The organism is Gaetbulibacter aestuarii, assembly GCF_039537665.1.
Taxonomy (GTDB): domain Bacteria; phylum Bacteroidota; class Bacteroidia; order Flavobacteriales; family Flavobacteriaceae; genus Gaetbulibacter_A; species Gaetbulibacter_A aestuarii.
This window is the reverse complement of sequence record NZ_BAABAY010000002.1, coordinates 417,060-435,332: the sequence shown is the minus strand read 5'-3', so window position 1 is coordinate 435,332 and position 18,273 is coordinate 417,060. Positions and strand designations below refer to the sequence as shown.

At 37.1% G+C, this 18,273-nt stretch carries 22 protein-coding genes; 18 read left to right on the top strand and 4 right to left on the bottom strand.

Annotated features, from left to right (window positions below):
* The 13 genes from ABD682_RS10725 (at position 1) to ABD682_RS10665 (ending at position 10,294) form a co-directional block, all read left to right on the top strand.
* Entirely contained in the window at positions 1–1,533 is a 1,533-nt protein-coding gene (locus ABD682_RS10725; RefSeq protein ID WP_344741336.1) for a cryptochrome/photolyase family protein, read from the top strand.
* Complete coding sequence (locus ABD682_RS10720; RefSeq protein ID WP_344741335.1) at positions 1,523–3,004, top strand: cryptochrome/deoxyribodipyrimidine photo-lyase family protein; 1,482 nt, start codon at positions 1,523–1,525, stop codon at positions 3,002–3,004. The genes ABD682_RS10725 and ABD682_RS10720 overlap by 11 nt, the downstream gene beginning before the upstream one ends.
* A gap of 113 nt (positions 3,005–3,117) precedes the next feature.
* Positions 3,118–3,546 (top strand): hypothetical protein, encoded by a 429-nt coding sequence (locus ABD682_RS10715; RefSeq protein WP_344741334.1) that lies wholly within the window; start codon positions 3,118–3,120, stop codon positions 3,544–3,546.
* The gene (locus ABD682_RS10710; protein ID WP_344741333.1) at positions 3,543–3,815 is read left to right on the top strand and encodes a TIGR03643 family protein; all 273 of its coding nucleotides are present in this window, start codon (positions 3,543–3,545) and stop codon (positions 3,813–3,815) included. Before ABD682_RS10715 ends, ABD682_RS10710 begins: the two co-directional genes overlap by 4 nt.
* 54 nt (positions 3,816–3,869) lie before the next feature.
* Positions 3,870–4,565 carry a GTP cyclohydrolase I FolE gene (gene folE, locus ABD682_RS10705; protein WP_344741332.1) on the top strand — a complete coding sequence of 232 codons (696 nt, stop codon included), beginning with the start codon at positions 3,870–3,872 and terminating at the stop codon, positions 4,563–4,565.
* A 3-nt stretch (positions 4,566–4,568) separates the two neighbouring features.
* Positions 4,569–4,793, top strand: coding sequence for a hypothetical protein (locus ABD682_RS10700; RefSeq protein ID WP_344741331.1), 225 nt, complete (start codon positions 4,569–4,571; stop codon positions 4,791–4,793).
* 139 nt (positions 4,794–4,932) lie between these two features.
* Positions 4,933–5,148 carry a hypothetical protein gene (locus tag ABD682_RS10695; RefSeq protein ID WP_344741330.1) on the top strand — a complete coding sequence of 72 codons (216 nt, stop codon included), beginning with the start codon at positions 4,933–4,935 and terminating at the stop codon, positions 5,146–5,148.
* A gap of 25 nt (positions 5,149–5,173) precedes the next feature.
* Complete coding sequence (locus ABD682_RS10690) at positions 5,174–5,857, top strand: SDR family NAD(P)-dependent oxidoreductase (protein ID WP_344741328.1); 684 nt, start codon at positions 5,174–5,176, stop codon at positions 5,855–5,857.
* 2 nt (positions 5,858–5,859) lie between these two features.
* Positions 5,860–6,399, top strand: a complete 540-nt coding sequence (locus ABD682_RS10685; protein WP_344741327.1) for a glutathione peroxidase — start codon at positions 5,860–5,862, stop codon at positions 6,397–6,399.
* A gap of 35 nt (positions 6,400–6,434) precedes the next feature.
* A complete protein-coding gene (locus ABD682_RS10680; RefSeq protein ID WP_344741325.1) occupies positions 6,435–6,896 on the top strand; it encodes a TspO/MBR family protein in 462 nt (153 codons plus the stop codon).
* Between the two features lie 10 nt (positions 6,897–6,906).
* Positions 6,907–7,374, top strand: a complete 468-nt coding sequence (locus ABD682_RS10675; RefSeq protein ID WP_344741324.1) for an SRPBCC family protein — start codon at positions 6,907–6,909, stop codon at positions 7,372–7,374.
* Between the two features lie 7 nt (positions 7,375–7,381).
* Complete coding sequence (locus tag ABD682_RS10670; RefSeq protein WP_344741322.1) at positions 7,382–8,686, top strand: cryptochrome/photolyase family protein; 1,305 nt, start codon at positions 7,382–7,384, stop codon at positions 8,684–8,686.
* A gap of 210 nt (positions 8,687–8,896) precedes the next feature.
* Positions 8,897–10,294, top strand: a complete 1,398-nt coding sequence (locus ABD682_RS10665) for a fasciclin domain-containing protein (protein ID WP_344741321.1) — start codon at positions 8,897–8,899, stop codon at positions 10,292–10,294.
* A gap of 152 nt (positions 10,295–10,446) precedes the next feature.
* On the opposite strand, the gene murA is transcribed toward ABD682_RS10665, so the two are convergent.
* The 3 genes from murA to ABD682_RS10650 all read right to left on the bottom strand — a co-directional run bounded on the left by murA (position 10,447) and on the right by ABD682_RS10650 (position 12,760).
* Positions 10,447–11,757: a UDP-N-acetylglucosamine 1-carboxyvinyltransferase gene (murA, locus tag ABD682_RS10660; protein ID WP_344741320.1), complete on the bottom strand. Its 1,311-nt coding sequence runs from the start codon at positions 11,755–11,757 to the stop codon at positions 10,447–10,449.
* A gap of 7 nt (positions 11,758–11,764) precedes the next feature.
* Entirely contained in the window at positions 11,765–12,400 is a 636-nt protein-coding gene (locus ABD682_RS10655; RefSeq protein ID WP_344741319.1) for a DUF4290 domain-containing protein, read from the bottom strand.
* Positions 12,401–12,466: 66 nt separating this feature from the next.
* A complete protein-coding gene (locus tag ABD682_RS10650; RefSeq protein ID WP_344741318.1) occupies positions 12,467–12,760 on the bottom strand; it encodes a DUF493 family protein in 294 nt (97 codons plus the stop codon).
* A gap of 73 nt (positions 12,761–12,833) precedes the next feature.
* Between ABD682_RS10650 and ABD682_RS10645 the strand changes: the two genes are divergently transcribed.
* The 5 genes from ABD682_RS10645 (at position 12,834) to ABD682_RS10625 (ending at position 17,400) form a co-directional block, all read left to right on the top strand.
* Complete coding sequence (locus ABD682_RS10645; protein WP_344741316.1) at positions 12,834–13,373, top strand: AAA family ATPase; 540 nt, start codon at positions 12,834–12,836, stop codon at positions 13,371–13,373.
* A 1-nt stretch (position 13,374) separates the two neighbouring features.
* Positions 13,375–15,279 carry a RecQ family ATP-dependent DNA helicase gene (locus ABD682_RS10640; protein ID WP_344741315.1) on the top strand — a complete coding sequence of 635 codons (1,905 nt, stop codon included), beginning with the start codon at positions 13,375–13,377 and terminating at the stop codon, positions 15,277–15,279.
* A 33-nt stretch (positions 15,280–15,312) separates the two neighbouring features.
* Positions 15,313–16,260, top strand: a complete 948-nt coding sequence (fmt, locus tag ABD682_RS10635; protein WP_344741625.1) for a methionyl-tRNA formyltransferase — start codon at positions 15,313–15,315, stop codon at positions 16,258–16,260.
* Between the two features lie 185 nt (positions 16,261–16,445).
* Positions 16,446–16,718 (top strand): HU family DNA-binding protein, encoded by a 273-nt coding sequence (locus ABD682_RS10630; protein ID WP_344741313.1) that lies wholly within the window; start codon positions 16,446–16,448, stop codon positions 16,716–16,718.
* A gap of 121 nt (positions 16,719–16,839) precedes the next feature.
* Positions 16,840–17,400 (top strand): YqgE/AlgH family protein, encoded by a 561-nt coding sequence (locus ABD682_RS10625; RefSeq protein WP_344741312.1) that lies wholly within the window; start codon positions 16,840–16,842, stop codon positions 17,398–17,400.
* On the opposite strand, the gene ABD682_RS10620 is transcribed toward ABD682_RS10625, so the two are convergent.
* A complete protein-coding gene (locus tag ABD682_RS10620) occupies positions 17,401–18,240 on the bottom strand; it encodes an aminotransferase class IV (protein WP_344741311.1) in 840 nt (279 codons plus the stop codon).
* Between the last annotated feature and the right edge of the window lie 33 nt (positions 18,241–18,273).

The following is an 18,273-nucleotide window of genomic DNA, read 5'->3' as shown; positions in this document are numbered from 1 at the left end:
TTGAAGACACTCCGACTCATATTAGGCGATCAGCTACATTGTAAACACTCCTGGTTCAAAACTCAGGACGACATGGTTATTTATGCCATGTTTGAAATGCGTCAGGAAACGGATTATGTAACCCATCATATTCAAAAGGTTATTGGTTTTTTTGCTGCGATGCGTCAGTTTTCAGAAGATTTGAAATCTCATGGCCATGAGGTTCAATATTACAAGATCAATGATCCCGAAAACACTCATAATCTGAACAAGAATCTCAAAAAGATCATTTCAGAAAATAACATAACGTGTTTTGAATACATCGCTCCGGATGAATATCGATTGGACCAGCAACTTTCAGAATTTTGTCAGGCACTTGATGTAGAATCAAAATGTGTTTCCGCAGAGCATTTCTACACGGAACGTAATGATCTCGCCAAATTCTTTAAAGGCAAGAAACAATACCTCATGGAAAATTTCTACCGTGATATGCGTAGAAAACATGATATTTTAATGGTTGGTGATCAACCTGAAGGTGGTAAATGGAATTATGATAAGAGCAACAGAAATAAATGGAAAGGCGACGCTCCCATTCCACCCTACAAATATTTTCAAAATGACGTCACAGAAATTGTAAAAGACATTGAAAACGCACAAATAAAAACCATTGGATCCTTTAGCTCAAAAACCTTTCACTACCCCATTACACGAGAACAAGCCCTGGATCAATTAAAATATTTTTGCGAAAACCTGCTCATCCATTTTGGGGATTATCAGGATGCCATGCATACCGATCAGGAATTTTTGTTCCACTCCAGATTATCCTTTGCGATGAACTTGAAACTCATCAGTGCGCAGGATGTCGTAAAAACGATCCTTAATTACTATCGGAAACACGGCGAACACATTGATATCTCCCAGGTTGAAGGCTTTATTCGTCAAGTTATTGGATGGCGCGAATATATGCGCGGTATGTATTGGGCGTTTATGCCGGAGTACAAAACCTTGAACGCTCTGGAAAACACCAATAAATTACCTGAATTTTTCTGGACCGGGAATACCAAAATGAACTGTTTGAAACATGCCATCACCAACTCCCTGGAAAACGGCTATGCGCATCATATCCAGCGTTTGATGGTTACAGGAAATTTCGCCTTGTTAGCACAGATCGATCCGGACGAAGTCGATGCCTGGTATTTAGGTATTTATGTGGATGCGATTGAATGGGTACAACTACCAAACACACGAGGTATGAGCCAATTTGCTGATGGCGGTAAAATAGCAACCAAACCTTATGTTTCCTCCGGATCTTACATTCATAAAATGAGTAATTACTGCTCCGGTTGCCATTATGATAAAAGTAAAAAAACAGGAAAAAATGCTTGCCCATTTAATAGTTTATATTGGAATTTTTTGGACGATAAACGACCTCAATTGGAATCTAATTTTAGAATGAAAATGATGTACAGTTTGTTGAATAAAATGGACTCCAAAAAACTTTCTGAGATCAAAGAGAAGGCAAAACATATAATTGAAAACCCCGATGACTACTAAACCGGATTTACATGTAGTATGGCTGAAACGAGATCTTCGATTGGAAGATAATGAGGCAATATACAATGCCCTGGCTTCCGGTAGTAAAGTGCTGTTGCTATACGTTTTCGAACCTTTACTTATAAATGATATTCATTACAGCCAGAGACACTGGGATTTTATCAAACAGTCTATAGTCGACATCAACGAGCAATTAAAACCATATAATTCCAAAATTCTAGCCGTGAGTTCTGATATTATCGCCGCCGTGAATCAATTACTTTCCAGTTACAACGTAAAAAATATCTATTCCCATCAGGAAACCGGTATTTTGGTAACCTATGAGCGTGATAAATCCTTCAAACGCTTTTGCAAGAATAACTGGATCAATTGGCATGAAAACATCAATAACGGCGTGCAGCGAGGTTTAAAGAACCGCGACCATTGGAAAGACCTTTGCGATACCTTTTTCAGTATGGAAACGCTTACATTCAATCCGGGAGAAGGACAATTACTTTCTATTGAAGCTGTAGCGGAATTAGAACGGTATTTCAATGTCACGAATCTGGCTACTAACATGGATTCGCCATTTCAAAAGGGAGGCCGCTCCACAGGCTTGAAATATTTAAATTCATTTTTTGAAGAGCGCCATGTGAACTATATGTTTCATATTTCAAAACCGGAATTAGCTAGAATGAGTTGCAGTCGAATTTCGCCTTACCTGGCCTGGGGAAATCTATCCGTTCGGGAGGTTTACCAATACGCCTATAGAATTAAAGATCAGGCAAAAAACACTAAAGCCATCGAATCCTTTATGTCGCGCTTGCGCTGGCAGTCCCATTTCATACAAAAGTTCGAAATGGAACACACTATGGAAAAAGCCAGTATTAATAAAGGATTTCATCGTTTGAAAAAATCCATATCTGAGCAATATCAAGAGGCATGGCGAAAAGGATTAACGGGATATCCGCTTGTTGATGCCTGTATGCGTTGCTTAAATGAAACCGGATATCTTAATTTTAGAATGCGTGCCTTGGTAGTTTCCTTCTTCACTCATAATTTATGGCAACCCTGGCAAGACGCTACAACGCATTTATCTCAAATGTTTTTAGATTTTGAACCGGGAATTCATTATCCACAGTTACAGATGCAAGCCGGTGAGACCGGCACTAATATGTTGCGTGTTTACAATCCGGTAAAAAATAGTTTAGAACACGATCCTGAAGCGAAATTCATTAAAAAATGGGTGCCTGAACTGAAAGATCTTGAAACACCTTTTGCCCATCAGCCCTACTTGATGACTGACATGGACCAGGAGTTTAATAACTTCCATCTTGGAAAAGATTACCCCTATCCAATCGTGGATATTGACGAAACCCGAAAACGTGCTACAGATGTATTATGGAAAATGCGAGAAGATCAATTGGTCAAGTCAGAAAGTAAAAGAATTCTTAAAAAGCATACTGTTTCTAAAAATCGTAAACAGCAGTAAATCAATAACTTTACTATTTTAAAAAGAGTTAAACGGCTTCAAATTGTTAATTTTGTTTAATTTTTTAGAAAAAACTTTAAACATTTTGTATCTTTGAGTAAATAAGTTCCACCATGATACTCAATAGCACATATAAAAATAAGGAAGAAAAGCAGTTACTGGAAGATCTTGTTGGAAAACCATTTTCTTTCTTAGAGTCCTTTAAAATGGGAGGCATCGGATCGAAACGCATGATCATTAGAGATGTGAGTCCGAACCTTCAAAACTTTATAAACAAAGTATCTGATATCAATTATGCTAATATAGAGCTGCGAAAAAGCGGCATATTAGTTTACATCAATAAAGGCCTTCAGAATTTTACCTGGGCCATCCCTTACTACCAGTTGGTAATGTACAAAACCAATGGAGCTAGCATTCACGCGCAGGGTCGGTTTATTCAATTTAAAAATAATAAGACGTTTAAAGAAAATAAATCGTTCTTCGAAAAAATGCTTGACCAAAAAATAAAATACGATATGCAATATAACTTCCAATACGTATGAGTTTAAGTATTGAAGATATTGACAGAATTATCGAAATGGCCTGGGAAGATCGTACCACTTTTGAAGCTATTGAATTTCAATTTGGTTTGAATGAACAAGAAGTGATCGAACTGATGCGCCGGGAAATGAAACCGAGCAGTTTTAGAATGTGGCGAAAACGCGTTCAGGGCAGAAAAACAAAACATGAAAAACTAAGAACTTTTGAAAAAGGACGGTTAAGGTGTAGCCGTCAAAAACAAATAACACACAACTCAATATCAAAACGATAACGTGCTTTGATTAAGGTTTTGAGTTCCTTAAGACAGCACATAAAAAAGACAAAAATGATTACAGAATCTTTGAAAAAGAAAAACAACGGCCACCAATTAAACGGATTTACACCTGAAGAAATTGGCGATGATCACCTTTATACCGGATTAGAAACCCCGATGAAACCTGATGCATTCAAAATCTCTGATGATGAGAAGAAAGAACGTATTGCCATTTTATTCGAGGAAATAATGGATGTTATGGGCTTAGACCTTACTGACGATTCATTACAAGGAACTCCGAAACGCGTGGCGAAAATGTTCATTGATGAGATCTATTCCGGATTAAATCCTAAAAACAAACCGAAGGTAGCCTTGTTTGACAATAAGTACAATTATAACCAAATGCTTGTTGAAAAGGATATTACCTTTTACTCTAATTGCGAACATCACTTCGTTCCAATTATTGGTAAGGCTCATGTAGCCTATATTTCCTCGGGAAAAGTAATTGGTTTATCAAAATTGAATCGTATTGTACAATACTATGCGAAGCGACCACAGGTTCAGGAGCGATTGACAAACCAAATTGCCAACGAGTTAAAAACCATTCTTGATACTGAAGATGTTGCGGTAATTATTGATGCCAAGCACTTATGTGTATCTTCCAGAGGTATCAAGGATGATACATCAGCCACGGTAACAACCTATTACGGAGGGAAATTTAATACTCCGGAAAAAATCAGAGAATTACAAAATTATTTAAATCACTAAGTTATGGATGTAATAGATAAAGCTTTAGAATTTGAAAAAACAAGTTTAAGATCGTTATCGACCAGTGACCGCGTTAAAATTTCGCGTGAAGCCAAAGCCTTGATTTTAGATTTAAATGAAATTTATAAAGAAGATCATGACGCCGATATTATGGATCTTATGAAACGCTTAACCGCAATGAAACGGAAGGTTGAAAAACGCTTAAAAGGTGCGTTAATGGTTGCTTAATCAAGGATTAAAACCTTAAAATTTCCTTAATAAATAGTCCTTAAAAAAGTAAGCGTCCTTTATTTTGTTATCTTGCAAATTGGCCAAAAAAATAACCAATTTTGGATTACAACAAACAGATAAAAAGACATACGAAATTATGGAACTTATTGAGAAGGCTTTAGAGTTTGAAAACCGAAAGCATACGTTTAAAACCACGAGCGAGCGTATAGAATCTTCTAGAGAAGTAAAAGATTTAATACTGAGTTTGAACACGATTTATAAAAAAGATAAAGATCCTGATATAATGGATCTTATGAAGCGTTTAACGGCAATTAAACAAAAAATAGAAAAAAGGCTCAAGGGCAGGCCATAATGAATTAAAAATGCCCTGACACTTTATGAAAACACTTGTAATAATAGGTGGTAGTAAGGGTATTGGCAAAGCGATCCTTGAAAAACACCTCGATCAATTTAAAATCATTAATATCAGCAGAACGTCTCCAGACATCACTCATGAGAATCTGGAACATCATTCTTGTGATGTATTGAAAGATGAGCTCCCTGAAATCGATCGTATTGATAAATTAGTCTACTGTCCGGGAAGCATCAATTTAAAACCCATAGCACGTTTAAGCACTGACGATTTCAGAGAAGATTTTGAGATTAACGTTATTGGAGCTGTTAAAGCGATTCACAAATATTTACCTACTCTAAAACAAGGCGAACATCCGGCGGTGGTACTTTTCAGTACCGTTGCCACTAAATTAGGTATGCCCTTTCACAGTAGTGTTGCAGCAGCAAAAGCCGGTGTGGAAGGATTGGCAAAATCCCTAGCAGCCGAGCTGGCACCTACCGTTCGCGTTAATGCCATTGCACCAACCGTAACGGATACGGATTTAGCATCTAAATTGTTGCGAAATGACAAGTTGGTTGATAATATGAAAGAGCGTCACCCTTTAAAAAAATATTTGGACCCTAATGAAGTAGCTGATATGGCAGCGTTTTTACTGTCCGAAAAGGCGGCAGCACTTTCGGGGCAGGTATTTGAAATGGATTGCGGTATTGTAAATCTAAAAATTTAAGAATGAATCCATTGAAAGCCTTCGTTTCAACGTTATTTTCAAAAAATACCATGGAAAAGAAATTAGACACCACCAGTATTTACGACATCGAAATTAATAGTTTGGATGGTAAGCCATTAGATTTAAAAACCTTTCAAGGTAAGTTTATGCTTATTGTAAACGTGGCCTCAAAATGCGGATTTACTTCGCAATACAAGGAACTTCAAGCGCTATCCGAAAAGTATTCAAATGACCTGGTTGTTATCGGCGTACCTTGTAATCAGTTCGGACATCAGGAACCTGGCACTGCCAGTGATATTCAATCGTTTTGCGATGTGAATTTTGGAGTGACTTTTCCGATGACCGAAAAAATAGAAGTTAAAGGCAAAAATCAACATGCTCTTTATACCTGGTTAACTCAGGAGATCAATAATGGGGTTAAAGACTCGAGTGTACAATGGAACTTTCAAAAATATTTGATTGACAGAAAGGGAAATTTAGTTGATTATTATTCCTCGGCAACAAATCCCTTAAGTAATAAAATTACGAATCATATAAGTTGATCAAACCACGTTTAGTTTACCAATTTTAAGTAAATATGAAGTTTGCAAAATACCTTACCCTATTTTTGATTATCAATTTCGGAGCTCTTGGTTTGGGTACGATCTTAATGAATAATGGTCCGCAAACCGCCTGGTATACCAATTTAAATCAAGCACCCTGGACACCACCGGGATGGTTCTTTGGTGTGGCCTGGACTACGATAATGATCTGTTTTTCAATTTACCTGGCCTTCTTATATCCCTTAGTTGACAAAACGAAATTGCTATCACTATTCGCTGTTCAATTTTTCTTTAATGTCATTTGGAATTATATTTTTTTCAATCAGCACCTCATAGGTGTCGGACTTATCAGCATCATATTGCTTACCATAGTTGTTGGAAAGTTCCTTTTCGATTATCGCCATGTTTTAAAAACTAAAACCTGGTTAATTGCTCCGTATTTTATTTGGCTTTGCATCGCCTGTTCCCTGAACGCCTATATCCTTTTTAATAATTAATTAATTTGCCTTGAAAATTTACACACTACATAAAAAACAAAATTTACCCATCAGTAAGGAAACTGCCTGGGAATTTTTATCTGATCCTAGAAACCTGAAGACCATTACACCTGATTATATGGGGTTTAATATCCTATCAGGTGCTGACAGACCGATGTTTTCCGGCCAGATCATCCAATATATCGTAACACCTGTTCTGGGTATTAAAACCAAATGGGTTACAGAGATTACCCATGTTCGCGAAGGTGAGTATTTTGTTGATGAACAACGATTTGGACCTTACGCATTATGGCATCATAAACACTTCATTAAAGAGATAGATGGCGGTATTGAAATGGAAGATATTATAGATTATAAAATACCCTTCGGCTTTATTGGTAGATTGACGCATCCAATCCTGGTTAAACCAAAGCTAGAAGAGATTTTCTCCTATCGGAAAGAAAAATTAGAAACGCTTTTCGGGAAGTACAAAAAGTAACAATACAATGACTCAAAAAGTAACTGTATTTTGGTTTCGAAGAGATTTAAGACTGGATGATAATGTTGGGTTCTACGAAGCTTTGCGAAGTGATTATCCAGTATTGCCCATATTTATTTTTGATACTGAAATATTAAATAAACTTCCGGAAAACGATGCGCGCGTGAGTTTCATTTACAAAACGCTTCAAAGCATGCGTGATACGCTTCAGAAAGAGCATGGCAGTAGCATAGCCATGTATTTTGGAAAACCTGAAACCGTTTTTAAAGATCTTATTGAAACCTACGACATTCAGGCCGTTTATACCAACCATGATTACGAACCTTATGCAAGAGAACGCGACGCAGCAATTAATGATTTATTAAATGAACACAAAATTGGCTTCAAGACTTTCAAAGATCAGGTAATTTTTGAAAAAGACGAAGTGGTAAAAAATGATGGGGATCCCTATGTGGTTTATACGCCTTACATGAGAACATGGAAAGAAAATTTCAAGTCTCATAATCTGGAAATATTCTATACAAATTCCTATCTCGACAACCTGATTCAAAATTCACGACTTCCTAATTTGTCGCTTTCCGACATGGGTTTTAAAAAATCATCTCAGGAAATTGCAGATTATGATGTAAGGCCAACACTGATCCAGGAATATGAAGCTACACGTAATTTTCCCGCTGAGAACGGCACTTCACGCTTAGGCCCGCATTTAAGATTTGGTACCGTGAGTATCCGAAAAATGATCAAAAAAGCAATCGCTGAAAAAAATGAAATCTTTTGGCAGGAATTGATCTGGCGCGAATTCTTTATGCAAATTCTTTGGCATTATCCACAAACGGCAACCAAAAGTTTTAAATCGAAATACGATCGCATTCAATGGCGAAATAATGAAGCAGAGTTTAAAGCCTGGTGTGAAGGTAAAACCGGATATCCATTAGTGGATGCAGGAATGCGCGAACTCAATGAAACAGGTTTTATGCACAACCGTGTTCGTATGCTTGTAGGTAGCTTTTTATGCAAACATCTTTTGATTGACTGGCGCTGGGGTGAAGCTTATTTTGCTGAAAAACTTCACGATTATGAAATGGCAAGTAATGTAGGAAACTGGCAATGGGTTGCCGGTTCAGGTGTTGATGCTGCTCCTTATTTTAGAATTTTCAATCCAACAACACAGATCAAAAAGTTTGATAAAGATCTGAAATACATAAAACAATGGGTTCCTGATTTTCAGGAATTAACTTATCCTGATCCCATAGTAGATCATAAAGCAGCTCGCGAACGTTGTTTAAAAGTGTATAAAGAAGCTTTAAATTAATTTCAAACCAAACTTATTCATAGAGAAGAACATAGCTTTTTTAAATTGTTACCATTCATCGATTTTTTTTACACTTCATCATTTTGTTTAACTTTTTTTAAAATTTATTAAACAATTTTATTATCTTGGAAGGGCAAAAAAAATTGTAAAATCATGAAAACTATCAAGTTAACTAAGACTCTCCCGAATCTATTGAAACTTTCCCTTCTCATGATTAGTTTATTGTTATTTACCTTTTCTTGTAGCGAAGAACCTGTAAATAATGCTCCTGTAAACGAACAAGAACCATCAATTGTTGAAACCCTGGCTTCTTTCAATGCTACGGCCAAACATGGTAAGTCAAAATCCTATTCAGATGACGAAGACGATGCAGATGATGATAACTACTCTGAAGACGGTCCTACATTCGAAATATTAAGTCTAGCCTTAGCTAAAACAAAATTAGCAAGTGTAGTCTCCAAAAATCGACTCACCGTATTTGCTCCAACTGATGAAGCTTTTATGGCCGCGGGTATTACGAAGCAAAATGTAGCCGATATACCAAATATCAAGAATATTCTATTATATCATGTCCTTCCTCAAACCGTGTTTAGTTATGACCTTAGTTCAGGTCCGGTAACGACAGTTGAAGGTACTGATGTTGTTGTTAATGTAAGTGACATGGGCGTTATGGTGAATGATGCTCAGGTAACCATGGCGGATATTGAAGCTCGAAACGGAGTCATTCATGTGATTAACAAGGTACTTACACTACCTTCAGGAAATTTAGTTGAAACTGCTTTAAGTCAAGCTCCGGAATTTTCTGTTTTGGTTCATGCTGTCCAAAAGGCAGGTTTGGTTGAAACCCTGGCTAATGGTGGACCATTTACGGTTTTTGCCCCTACAAATCAGGCGTTTATAGACTTTTTAGGTGTTACCGATGCAGATGAAGCTATGGCGACTATTGACGGGCTCGATGCAGATACTGTAGGATCAATTTTATTGTATCACGTTTTGCCGGGCTATGTTTTCAGCTTCCAGTTATCAAACGGTTTTGCCACAACAGCTAATGGTGCAGCTGTAAATGTGAATCTTGATATGGCACCCAAAGTTTACATAAATGATTCTGAAGTTATTGGCGCCAACGTACAAGCAACTAACGGATTAATACATGTTATTGATAAAGTTTTAGTGCCGCCAACACTGAATTTAGTTGACACTGCCGCAAGTTATGATCCTGAATTCTCAGTGTTACTTGCCGCTGCCACAAAAGCCGGATTAGTAGATGTTCTTAAGGGTGAAGGTCCTTATCCACAACTCACGGTATTCGCTCCAACCAATCAGGCCTTTATTGACCTGTTAGAGGTTGCTGACGCAGATGAAGCCATCGCAGCAATTGATGGTCTTCCTGTTGAAGCTGTGCAATCCATTTTATTGTATCATGTTGTTGAAGGGCGTGTGTATTCCAGTGATCTCATGAGTGGTCCTGTAACCACCTTGAACGGAGATTTCAACCTGGATCTTGGTACGCTAACAATAAATGGTTCGGTACAATTAGTGCCAGAACTATTGAATGTTCAGGCTACTAATGGCGTAATTCATGTCATCAACGGTGTGCTAACACCTTAAAATATTAAAGCTAAGTAATTGATTAATAGCGATTTTGTAAATTTCCTTTTATAAAAAACCAATTGACTTAGTCCAAAGGTATAACTGACTCCCTGGTTATACCTTTTTTTATTTGGAAAAGATGAAATTTAAATGATGATTGGAATTGCTATTTAGGCGATCCGTTCAATATTCGCACCGATAGCACGCAAACGGGTATCTATATTCTCATAACCTCTATCGATCTGCTCAATATTCATGATGGTTGAAGTTCCTTTCGCAGAAAGTGCAGCGATCAACAAGGAAACACCGGCACGTATATCAGGTGATGTCATGGTAGTCGCTTTTAAAGTAGATTTAAAATCATGACCAATAACTGTGGCACGATGCGGATCGCATAATATAATCTTAGCGCCCATATCAATCAATTTATCCACGAAGAATAACCGACTTTCAAACATTTTTTGATGGATCAGAACACTCCCGCGAGCCTGTGTTGCTACAACCAAAATAATACTTAAAAGGTCCGGCGTAAAACCAGGCCAAGGCGCATCAGAAATGGTTAAAATGGAACCATCAATAAAACTTTGAATTTCATAACCATTGGTATGCGCAGGAATATGAATGTCATCACCGCGTTTTTCAACAGTAATCCCTAACTTTCTAAAAACGTTAGGAATCAACCCTAAGTCCTTCCAGGAAACGTCAGAAATGGTCAGTTCACTTTTTGTCATGGCGGCTAAACCGATCCAGCTACCTATTTCAATCATATCAGGCAGCATCGTATGTTCCGTTCCGCCTAAAGCATCAACACCATCAATGATAAGCATATTTGATCCCACACCGGAGATCTTCGCCCCCATGCGGTTTAACATCCGGCATAACTGCTGTAAATAAGGTTCACAGGCGGCATTATAGATCGTAGTTTGACCTTCCGCCAGAACAGCTGCCATAACAATATTGGCAGTTCCGGTTACAGAGGCCTCTTCAAGTAGCATGTAAGTCCCCTTTAATTTTTTGGCTTCCACACCGTAAAACTGATCTTCACGGCTGTATTTAAAGCTTGCACCCAATTTAATAAGGCCTTCAAAATGAGTATCCAAACGACGGCGACCAATTTTATCACCACCTGGTTTAGGAATATAGCCTTTACCATATCGTGATAATAACGGACCAACGATCATGATCGAGCCACGTAAGCCACGACCATCTACTTTGAAGGCATCGGATTGGAGGTAATCCAAATCGATATCATCGGCCTGAAAGGAATAACTGGAGTGTGATAACTGCTCCACTTTAACTCCCAGGTTCTTTAATAATGTAATGAGTTTATTAACATCAACAATATCCGGAATGTTGTGAATAGTTACCTTTTCCGGGGTAAGTAATACGGCACATAAAATTTGTAAGGCTTCGTTTTTAGCTCCCTGTGGTTTTATACTTCCTTTTAGTTGATGACCACCTTCAATTTTAAATGTTCCCATAGATTATTTAGTAACGCTTGCGATGTTTGCCAGATCCTTTTTTGTGATGTTGCTTTTTCGTGTGTTTTCCTTTAGACCTCATTAAACTTGAAGCATCGGACAGATCTTCATCAGTATTCTTTAAATTAATTTTCCCACCTGAAAGTTCATATAAGTGATCATAAATCACATCATCCTCAACGGTATCTTTATTCCAATTCAGAAAACACTTTTTCATGTGGTTGGCAATGGTATAAACCAAAGCTTCTTTTAAATCGCCATCCTCCCACGTATTAGCAACGTCGATCATGGTTTTTATATTGTTCCCGTAGAAACGATATTTTGGAAAATTTTGAGGATATTTCAAAGGATCAGGTCGTTCTTCAAAAATCTCTTTGGTAGGTTTCTCGTAAGGAGAATCTACATCCAATTCGAAGTTCGCCATGATAAACAATTGATCCCAAAGTTTATGCTGAAAATCGGGAACATCGCGCAAATGCGGCTGCATGTTACCCATAACGGCAATAATGGCTTTGGCCAAATTGTTGCGTTCGTCTCTGTCTTTAACTGTTTTAGCGTGGTTGATCATTTTTTGAAGATGTCTTCCGTATTCGGGAATAATCAAATGTTCACGCTCTGTGTTGTATTCTAAATCGTCGATCAAAATAAATGTGTAGCTTAAAAATTAGTGCATGTAGTATTGTGCCCTCGCAAAATACAAAAAAAAGAACTAAAGGCTAATAACGCCTTCAACTTTTTCTGCGACTTCCTTGTATTTAACAATAACGGTTTCAGGATCCTTCATTTCAACATTTACAGAAACACTAATATAATTGCCGTTTTTAGATTCAGTAGTTTGAATTACAGCTCCCATATTATCAAAAATATGCTCAATTGTATTTTTTTTGAAAGCATCTGATTTAATAATAAATTTATAAAGATATTCAGAAGGCCAGCTGCTCGTATCGTAAAGTTGTTCTTTCAGTTTCTTATAAAAAGCTTCAGTTTTTGAAGATTCACTCATAGTCGTTTTTTAGGTTACAAATATACAGTTTCATAGCTTAAAATTCCTATTTTTACAGCTAAATTAACACCTTTTGAACACAAAACGCATTGTTATAACGGGAGGTCCCGGAACAGGAAAATCAAGTATAATAAAGACCCTTATGGATCGCGGTCTTACCTGTCTTGAAGAAATTTCCAGAGAGGTTACTTTGGAGGCTCAAAAACAGGGGATTGATCAGTTGTTTTTAAGTGATCCTTTACGATTTAGCGAAGCCCTTTTAAATGGCAGATTAGAACAGTATCATCACGCCAGGAATTTAAAATCTGATACGGTCTTTTACGATCGCGGCATTCCGGATATTGTGGCCTATATGGATTTTGCTAACATGAAATATCCCGATACTTTCGTTGAAGCCTGTAACGAACATCCTTATGATGCTGTTTTTATACTAAAACCCTGGAAAGCGATTTACAAAACAGATAATGAACGGTATGAAAATTTTGAGGAAGCCAAAGTGATTCATAAACACCTTGTTAACACGTATCAATCCTATAACTACCAACTTATTGATGTCCCTTTTGATACCGTTGAAAAGCGAACAGATTATATTTTAAATATTATCAATTTGTAACATGGAGCATCCTGTAAAGCTACTGGAACGCTATTGGAACTACACGGAATTCAGACCGCTTCAAGAAGAAATTATTGAAGCAGTGCTTTCCGGGGAAGATACTTTTGCACTGCTCCCTACAGGTGGAGGAAAATCGCTTTGCTTTCAAATACCGGCGCTGGCAAAACCGGGAATCTGTATCGTAATATCACCTTTAATCGCCTTAATGAAAGATCAGGTGAAAGCCCTACAAAATAAAGGCATTAAAGCTCTAGCACTAACCAGTGGCATTGGAACTGCGGAATTAGATACGCTTCTGGATAATGCCATTTACGGAAATTATAAATTTTTGTACCTCTCCCCGGAACGCTTGCAGCAGGAATTGGTTCAGGATCGTATCAAACAAATGCCGGTGAATCTCATTGCGGTTGATGAAGCCCATTGTATCTCGCAATGGGGAAATGATTTCAGACCGGCTTACAAAAACATCTTAAGCCTCAGACAATTGCATCCAGCCGTAAATATGGTGGCACTTACGGCTTCCGCGAAACCAAAAGTGGTGGATGATATTATTACGGCATTAGACTTTATGAATCCTAAGGTATTTAAAAGTTCTTTTTTCCGTCCTAATTTAGCCTATATGGTTTTTCATGAAGACGACAAGCTCTATCGTTTAGAGACCATCCTTAATAAGAATCCGGAGTCTTCGATCGTTTATGTTCGCAATAGAAAAAGCACTTTGGAAACCAGTGCGTTTCTAAACGATAAAGGTCTTTCTGCAACGTATTATCACGGCGGTTTGTCGTCTGTTGAAAAAGACCGAAACATGCAGGACTGGATGCAAAACCGGAAACAGGTCATGGTGGCAACCAATGCCTTTGGCATGGGCATTGACAAACCGGATGTTAAAACGGTAGTTCATTTGAATTTACCCGAAAGTATTGAAAGTTATTTTCAGGAAGCCGGTCGCGCGGGCCGAAATGGTAAAAAAGCATTTGCAGTAATTTTAAAAAATAATAGCGATCCGGATCTTGTAGAAAATCAATTCTTAAAGGTTTTACCCGATGTTAAATCTGTGAAATTTGTGTACAAGAAGTTGTGTAGTTATTTTCAGATTCCCTACGGAGAAGGCGATTATAATACCTTTAATTTTGATTTTACAAGTTTCTGCAAAACCTATAAACTCAACACCTTATTAACTTATAATGCTTTATTGGTTTTAGATCGCAATAGTGTCATTAGTTTATCAAGACAATTCAAAAACAAGGTCAGTCTTCAATTTAAAATTCCAAATAAGGTTTTATTGAAATATTTGGAAAACGATGGGAAAAAAGCCCTTATAGTTAAGGCCTTACTAAGATTGTATGGTGGCGTTTTTGACCAGGAAACACGTATTAATACGAACAAGGTATCTGATAAAGCAGGCGTTTCGGAGAAAGAGATTATTCATATTTTAGAAACCCTTGAAAAAGATGATATCATCGAATTCAAACATATAAAAACAGACGCTCAAATCACCTTTATTGAACCTCGTGAAGACAGAATCACCATAAACCGAATCGCGGAGATCATAGAGCAACAAAATAAAGTAAAACAGGATCAGGTTCATGCCATGCTGGAATACATTGAAAATGAAAATGAATGTAAAAGTGTTCAACTATTACGATATTTTGGTGAGGAAAAAACAGAGGAATGTGGTATTTGCTCGGTATGTATTGAAAGAGAATCGCAATCAAAACCTTCAGATCTAAAGCACCTACAGAAGGAAATTGTTTTGCTTTTAGAGCATTCTGATTTGTCTTCCAGAGCAATTATTTCGAAATTAGATGCCGCGGAAAATGATACGAAACAGGTCCTTAAATTCTTGTTGGAAAAGGACATTATTAAAATAACAAAAACCAATACATATTCCCTGAGTCATTTATAAGTAATGACTTCCGGACTAAACAATAAAAAAATGATGAGTGATCTAAGAATAGTTTTTATGGGAACCCCGGAATTTGCCGTAACACCCTTGAAAGCACTGGTAGAACAAGGGTATCGTATTGTTGGAGTAGTTACAGCACCGGACAGACCTGCAGGACGCGGACGAAAGCTTCAGGAAAGTGCCGTAAAAATCTATGCGAAATCTCAGGATTTAAAAGTTTTACAGCCTACAAACCTAAAAGACCCGGAATTTTTAAAAGCACTCGAAAGCTTAAATGCAAACTTACAGATTGTTGTGGCCTTCAGAATGCTACCAAAAGTAGTTTGGCAACTTCCTGAACATGGAACTTTTAACTTACACGCCTCCCTCCTGCCCAACTACCGTGGTGCTGCACCCATAAATTGGGCTATCATTAATGGTGAAACAAAAACGGGAGTTTCCACCTTTTTTATTGATGAAAAGATAGATACCGGAGATATGATCCTTCAGGAAGAAATAGATATTGATCCGGATGAAACTGCCGGCAGTCTTCATGATAAACTTATGAACCTTGGTAGCCATTTGATCTTGAAAACAGTTGAATTAATAAGGAAAGGTGAAGTATCCACCAGCCCACAGCATGATTCTGCAAACATTAAACCTGCACCAAAATTGGATCGGGATAACACCAAGATCGATTGGAATGCGCCTATTGACATCATTTCCAACCTCATCCGAGGATTAAGTCCATACCCTGCAGCATGGTGTACCCTGAAAAATGATTCTGAAACCCTGGATGTAAAAATATATGCTGCCAAAAAAATGAAGGCAGCTCATAATGAAGCCCCCGGAACTATTTTCACCACCAAAAAAGAATTAAGAGTGGCAGCTCCAGATGGTTACATCATAATAGAACAAATAAAACTCCCCGGGAAAAAATTAATGGACACGATTTCATTGTTGAATGGTTATAGCTTTTCTACCGACGCGAAAATGCTCTAAACCCTTGATAACAGTGATAAGTTTAAAAAATGCGGCAAATAATCTAGGCTTTATTAACAAATATTCGAAGTTATCAACAAAACACGTGATTTCCCTTGCTATTACTTGCATGATTGCATAATCCGTATAAATTTGTAGAGGATTTAACAAAATTGTTTAACCAATTAATAACTAAATTTAATATTATGAACAAAACAGATTTAATCGACGCAATGGCAGAACATGCCGGAATTACAAAAGCTGCTGCTAAAAAAGCTCTAGAATGTATGCTTATTGAAATTGAAGGCGCTTTACAGAAAGGAAACAGAGTTTCTTTAGTAGGTTTTGGATCTTGGTCAGTATCTAAAAGAGCTGCAAGAGAAGGAAGAAATCCTCAAACTGGTCAAACTATAAAAATAAAAGCTAAAAAAGTTGTTAAGTTTAAAGCTGGTTCTGATTTAGCAAACGCGGTGAACTAATTTAAACCACCTATTTAACATAAATCAAGCCTTCAGTTTCTGAAGGCTTTTTTTATATCTCAGTAAAACTTTTGTTTTTTAAGAAATAAATATTAGATTTAGTAGCAAAATTCCTCATAATATGGTGCAAATCAAGCCGAAAAAAGGAGATCTGCTTATAGCTGAACCAGCTATAATAGGCGATGTATCGTTTAACCGATCTATCGTCTTATTAGCAGACCACACTGAAGACGGATCTATTGGTTTTATTTTGAATAAACCTTTAGAATATACCGTTCAGGATCTGATTCCTGAGCTGGAAGCTACATTTAAAGTCTACAATGGCGGCCCTGTGGAACAGGACAATCTGTACTTTATTCATAAGGTACCTGAACTCATTCCTAACAGTATTGAAATTTCGCTTGGAATTTATTGGGGTGGTGATTTTAATAAAGTGGCTGAACTTATTAAAAAAGAAGCTATTAAAGAAAACGATATCCGCTTTTTCCTGGGATATTCCGGTTGGGATAAATCGCAACTTGAAAGCGAACTCAAAGCTAATTCCTGGGTTGTTACTGCAAATGTTTACAAGAAAGAGATCATCGAAAAGGATTACGAATCCTTTTGGAAAGAAAAAATGTTGGAATTTGGTGGCGAATACAGCATTTGGTCTAATGCCCCCGAAAACCCAAGCTATAACTAATTAAGCTAAAATTTTCTCATTTAAATTTATTATCAATTTTTCTCCAATTGTTGAGGAAAATGTTTTTTTCCTGTATTGGCTTATGGGCTGGATACCTGTGATCACATTCGTGATAAATAATTCATCAGCCTTTTGAAGTTCAAAGGGAGAAATTGAAGCCTCTTCGATAGTAAAATCTTCCAAAGATTTCCCCAATTCTAAAATTTGCTGGCGCATAACACCCTTTAAGCAACCATCAGCTAATGGCGGTGTTTTAATGGTCTTATCTTTCACTAAAAACAAGTTACCATTTAAAGCTTCAACAATTTGCTTATCAGTATTCAAAATGAGGCAATTATTCAAACCATTTTCTTTAGCATAAATACTTCCAACCACATGAAGTGCTTTGTTGTTCGATTTTAAGGTTGATAACAAAGAAGGTGATACATAATAATCCTTAAAAAGATCAACCTCATAATGACCTGTATTCAAATGATATTCAGTATTTTCCAGTTTATTTGTTGATATCACGAAACCTACATCATTGGATTCCGGCGTATAGTAGCCACCTTCTTCCCGATATACAAGTAGTTTTATACGAGCAGTATCATCTTTAAGTGCATTGGCCTCAAGCGTTTTTAAGATTTCATCCTCTAAAAATTCCATGGTAAAGTTCATGGGAATTTCCATCCGCATTATACGCATGGAAGCCATTAATCGAAAGTAATGATCCTCCCAAAACAACAGTTTACCCGAGGCGTATTTCATCGTTTCGAATAAAGCGTCACCATAATTTAATCCCCGATTTTCTGCTGAAATAAATTGTTCGTTTTCCTGAATTGTACCGTTAAAATTTTTCATAAAAAAAGCTCATTCTTAAGAATGAGCAAAGAT

Coding starts and splice junctions, on each gene's coding strand:
- ABD682_RS10720 (WP_344741335.1), top strand. CDS start 1,523: ATGACTACTAAACCGGATTTACATGTAGTATGGCTGAAACGAGATCTT.
- ABD682_RS10710 (WP_344741333.1), top strand. CDS start 3,543: ATGAGTTTAAGTATTGAAGATATTGACAGAATTATCGAAATGGCCTGG.
- ABD682_RS10680 (WP_344741325.1), top strand. CDS start 6,435: ATGAAGTTTGCAAAATACCTTACCCTATTTTTGATTATCAATTTCGGA.
- ABD682_RS10650 (WP_344741318.1), bottom strand. CDS start 12,760: ATGAGTGAATCTTCAAAAACTGAAGCTTTTTATAAGAAACTGAAAGAA.
- ABD682_RS10620 (WP_344741311.1), bottom strand. CDS start 18,240: ATGAAAAATTTTAACGGTACAATTCAGGAAAACGAACAATTTATTTCA.
- ABD682_RS10695 (WP_344741330.1), top strand. CDS start 4,933: ATGGAACTTATTGAGAAGGCTTTAGAGTTTGAAAACCGAAAGCATACG.
- ABD682_RS10690 (WP_344741328.1), top strand. CDS start 5,174: ATGAAAACACTTGTAATAATAGGTGGTAGTAAGGGTATTGGCAAAGCG.
- ABD682_RS10640 (WP_344741315.1), top strand. CDS start 13,375: ATGGAGCATCCTGTAAAGCTACTGGAACGCTATTGGAACTACACGGAA.
- murA (WP_344741320.1), bottom strand. CDS start 11,757: ATGGGAACATTTAAAATTGAAGGTGGTCATCAACTAAAAGGAAGTATA.
- folE (WP_344741332.1), top strand. CDS start 3,870: ATGATTACAGAATCTTTGAAAAAGAAAAACAACGGCCACCAATTAAAC.
- ABD682_RS10630 (WP_344741313.1), top strand. CDS start 16,446: ATGAACAAAACAGATTTAATCGACGCAATGGCAGAACATGCCGGAATT.
- ABD682_RS10665 (WP_344741321.1), top strand. CDS start 8,897: ATGATTAGTTTATTGTTATTTACCTTTTCTTGTAGCGAAGAACCTGTA.
- fmt (WP_344741625.1), top strand. CDS start 15,313: ATGAGTGATCTAAGAATAGTTTTTATGGGAACCCCGGAATTTGCCGTA.
- ABD682_RS10715 (WP_344741334.1), top strand. CDS start 3,118: ATGATACTCAATAGCACATATAAAAATAAGGAAGAAAAGCAGTTACTG.
- ABD682_RS10685 (WP_344741327.1), top strand. CDS start 5,860: ATGAATCCATTGAAAGCCTTCGTTTCAACGTTATTTTCAAAAAATACC.
- ABD682_RS10670 (WP_344741322.1), top strand. CDS start 7,382: ATGACTCAAAAAGTAACTGTATTTTGGTTTCGAAGAGATTTAAGACTG.
- ABD682_RS10625 (WP_344741312.1), top strand. CDS start 16,840: ATGGTGCAAATCAAGCCGAAAAAAGGAGATCTGCTTATAGCTGAACCA.
- ABD682_RS10700 (WP_344741331.1), top strand. CDS start 4,569: ATGGATGTAATAGATAAAGCTTTAGAATTTGAAAAAACAAGTTTAAGA.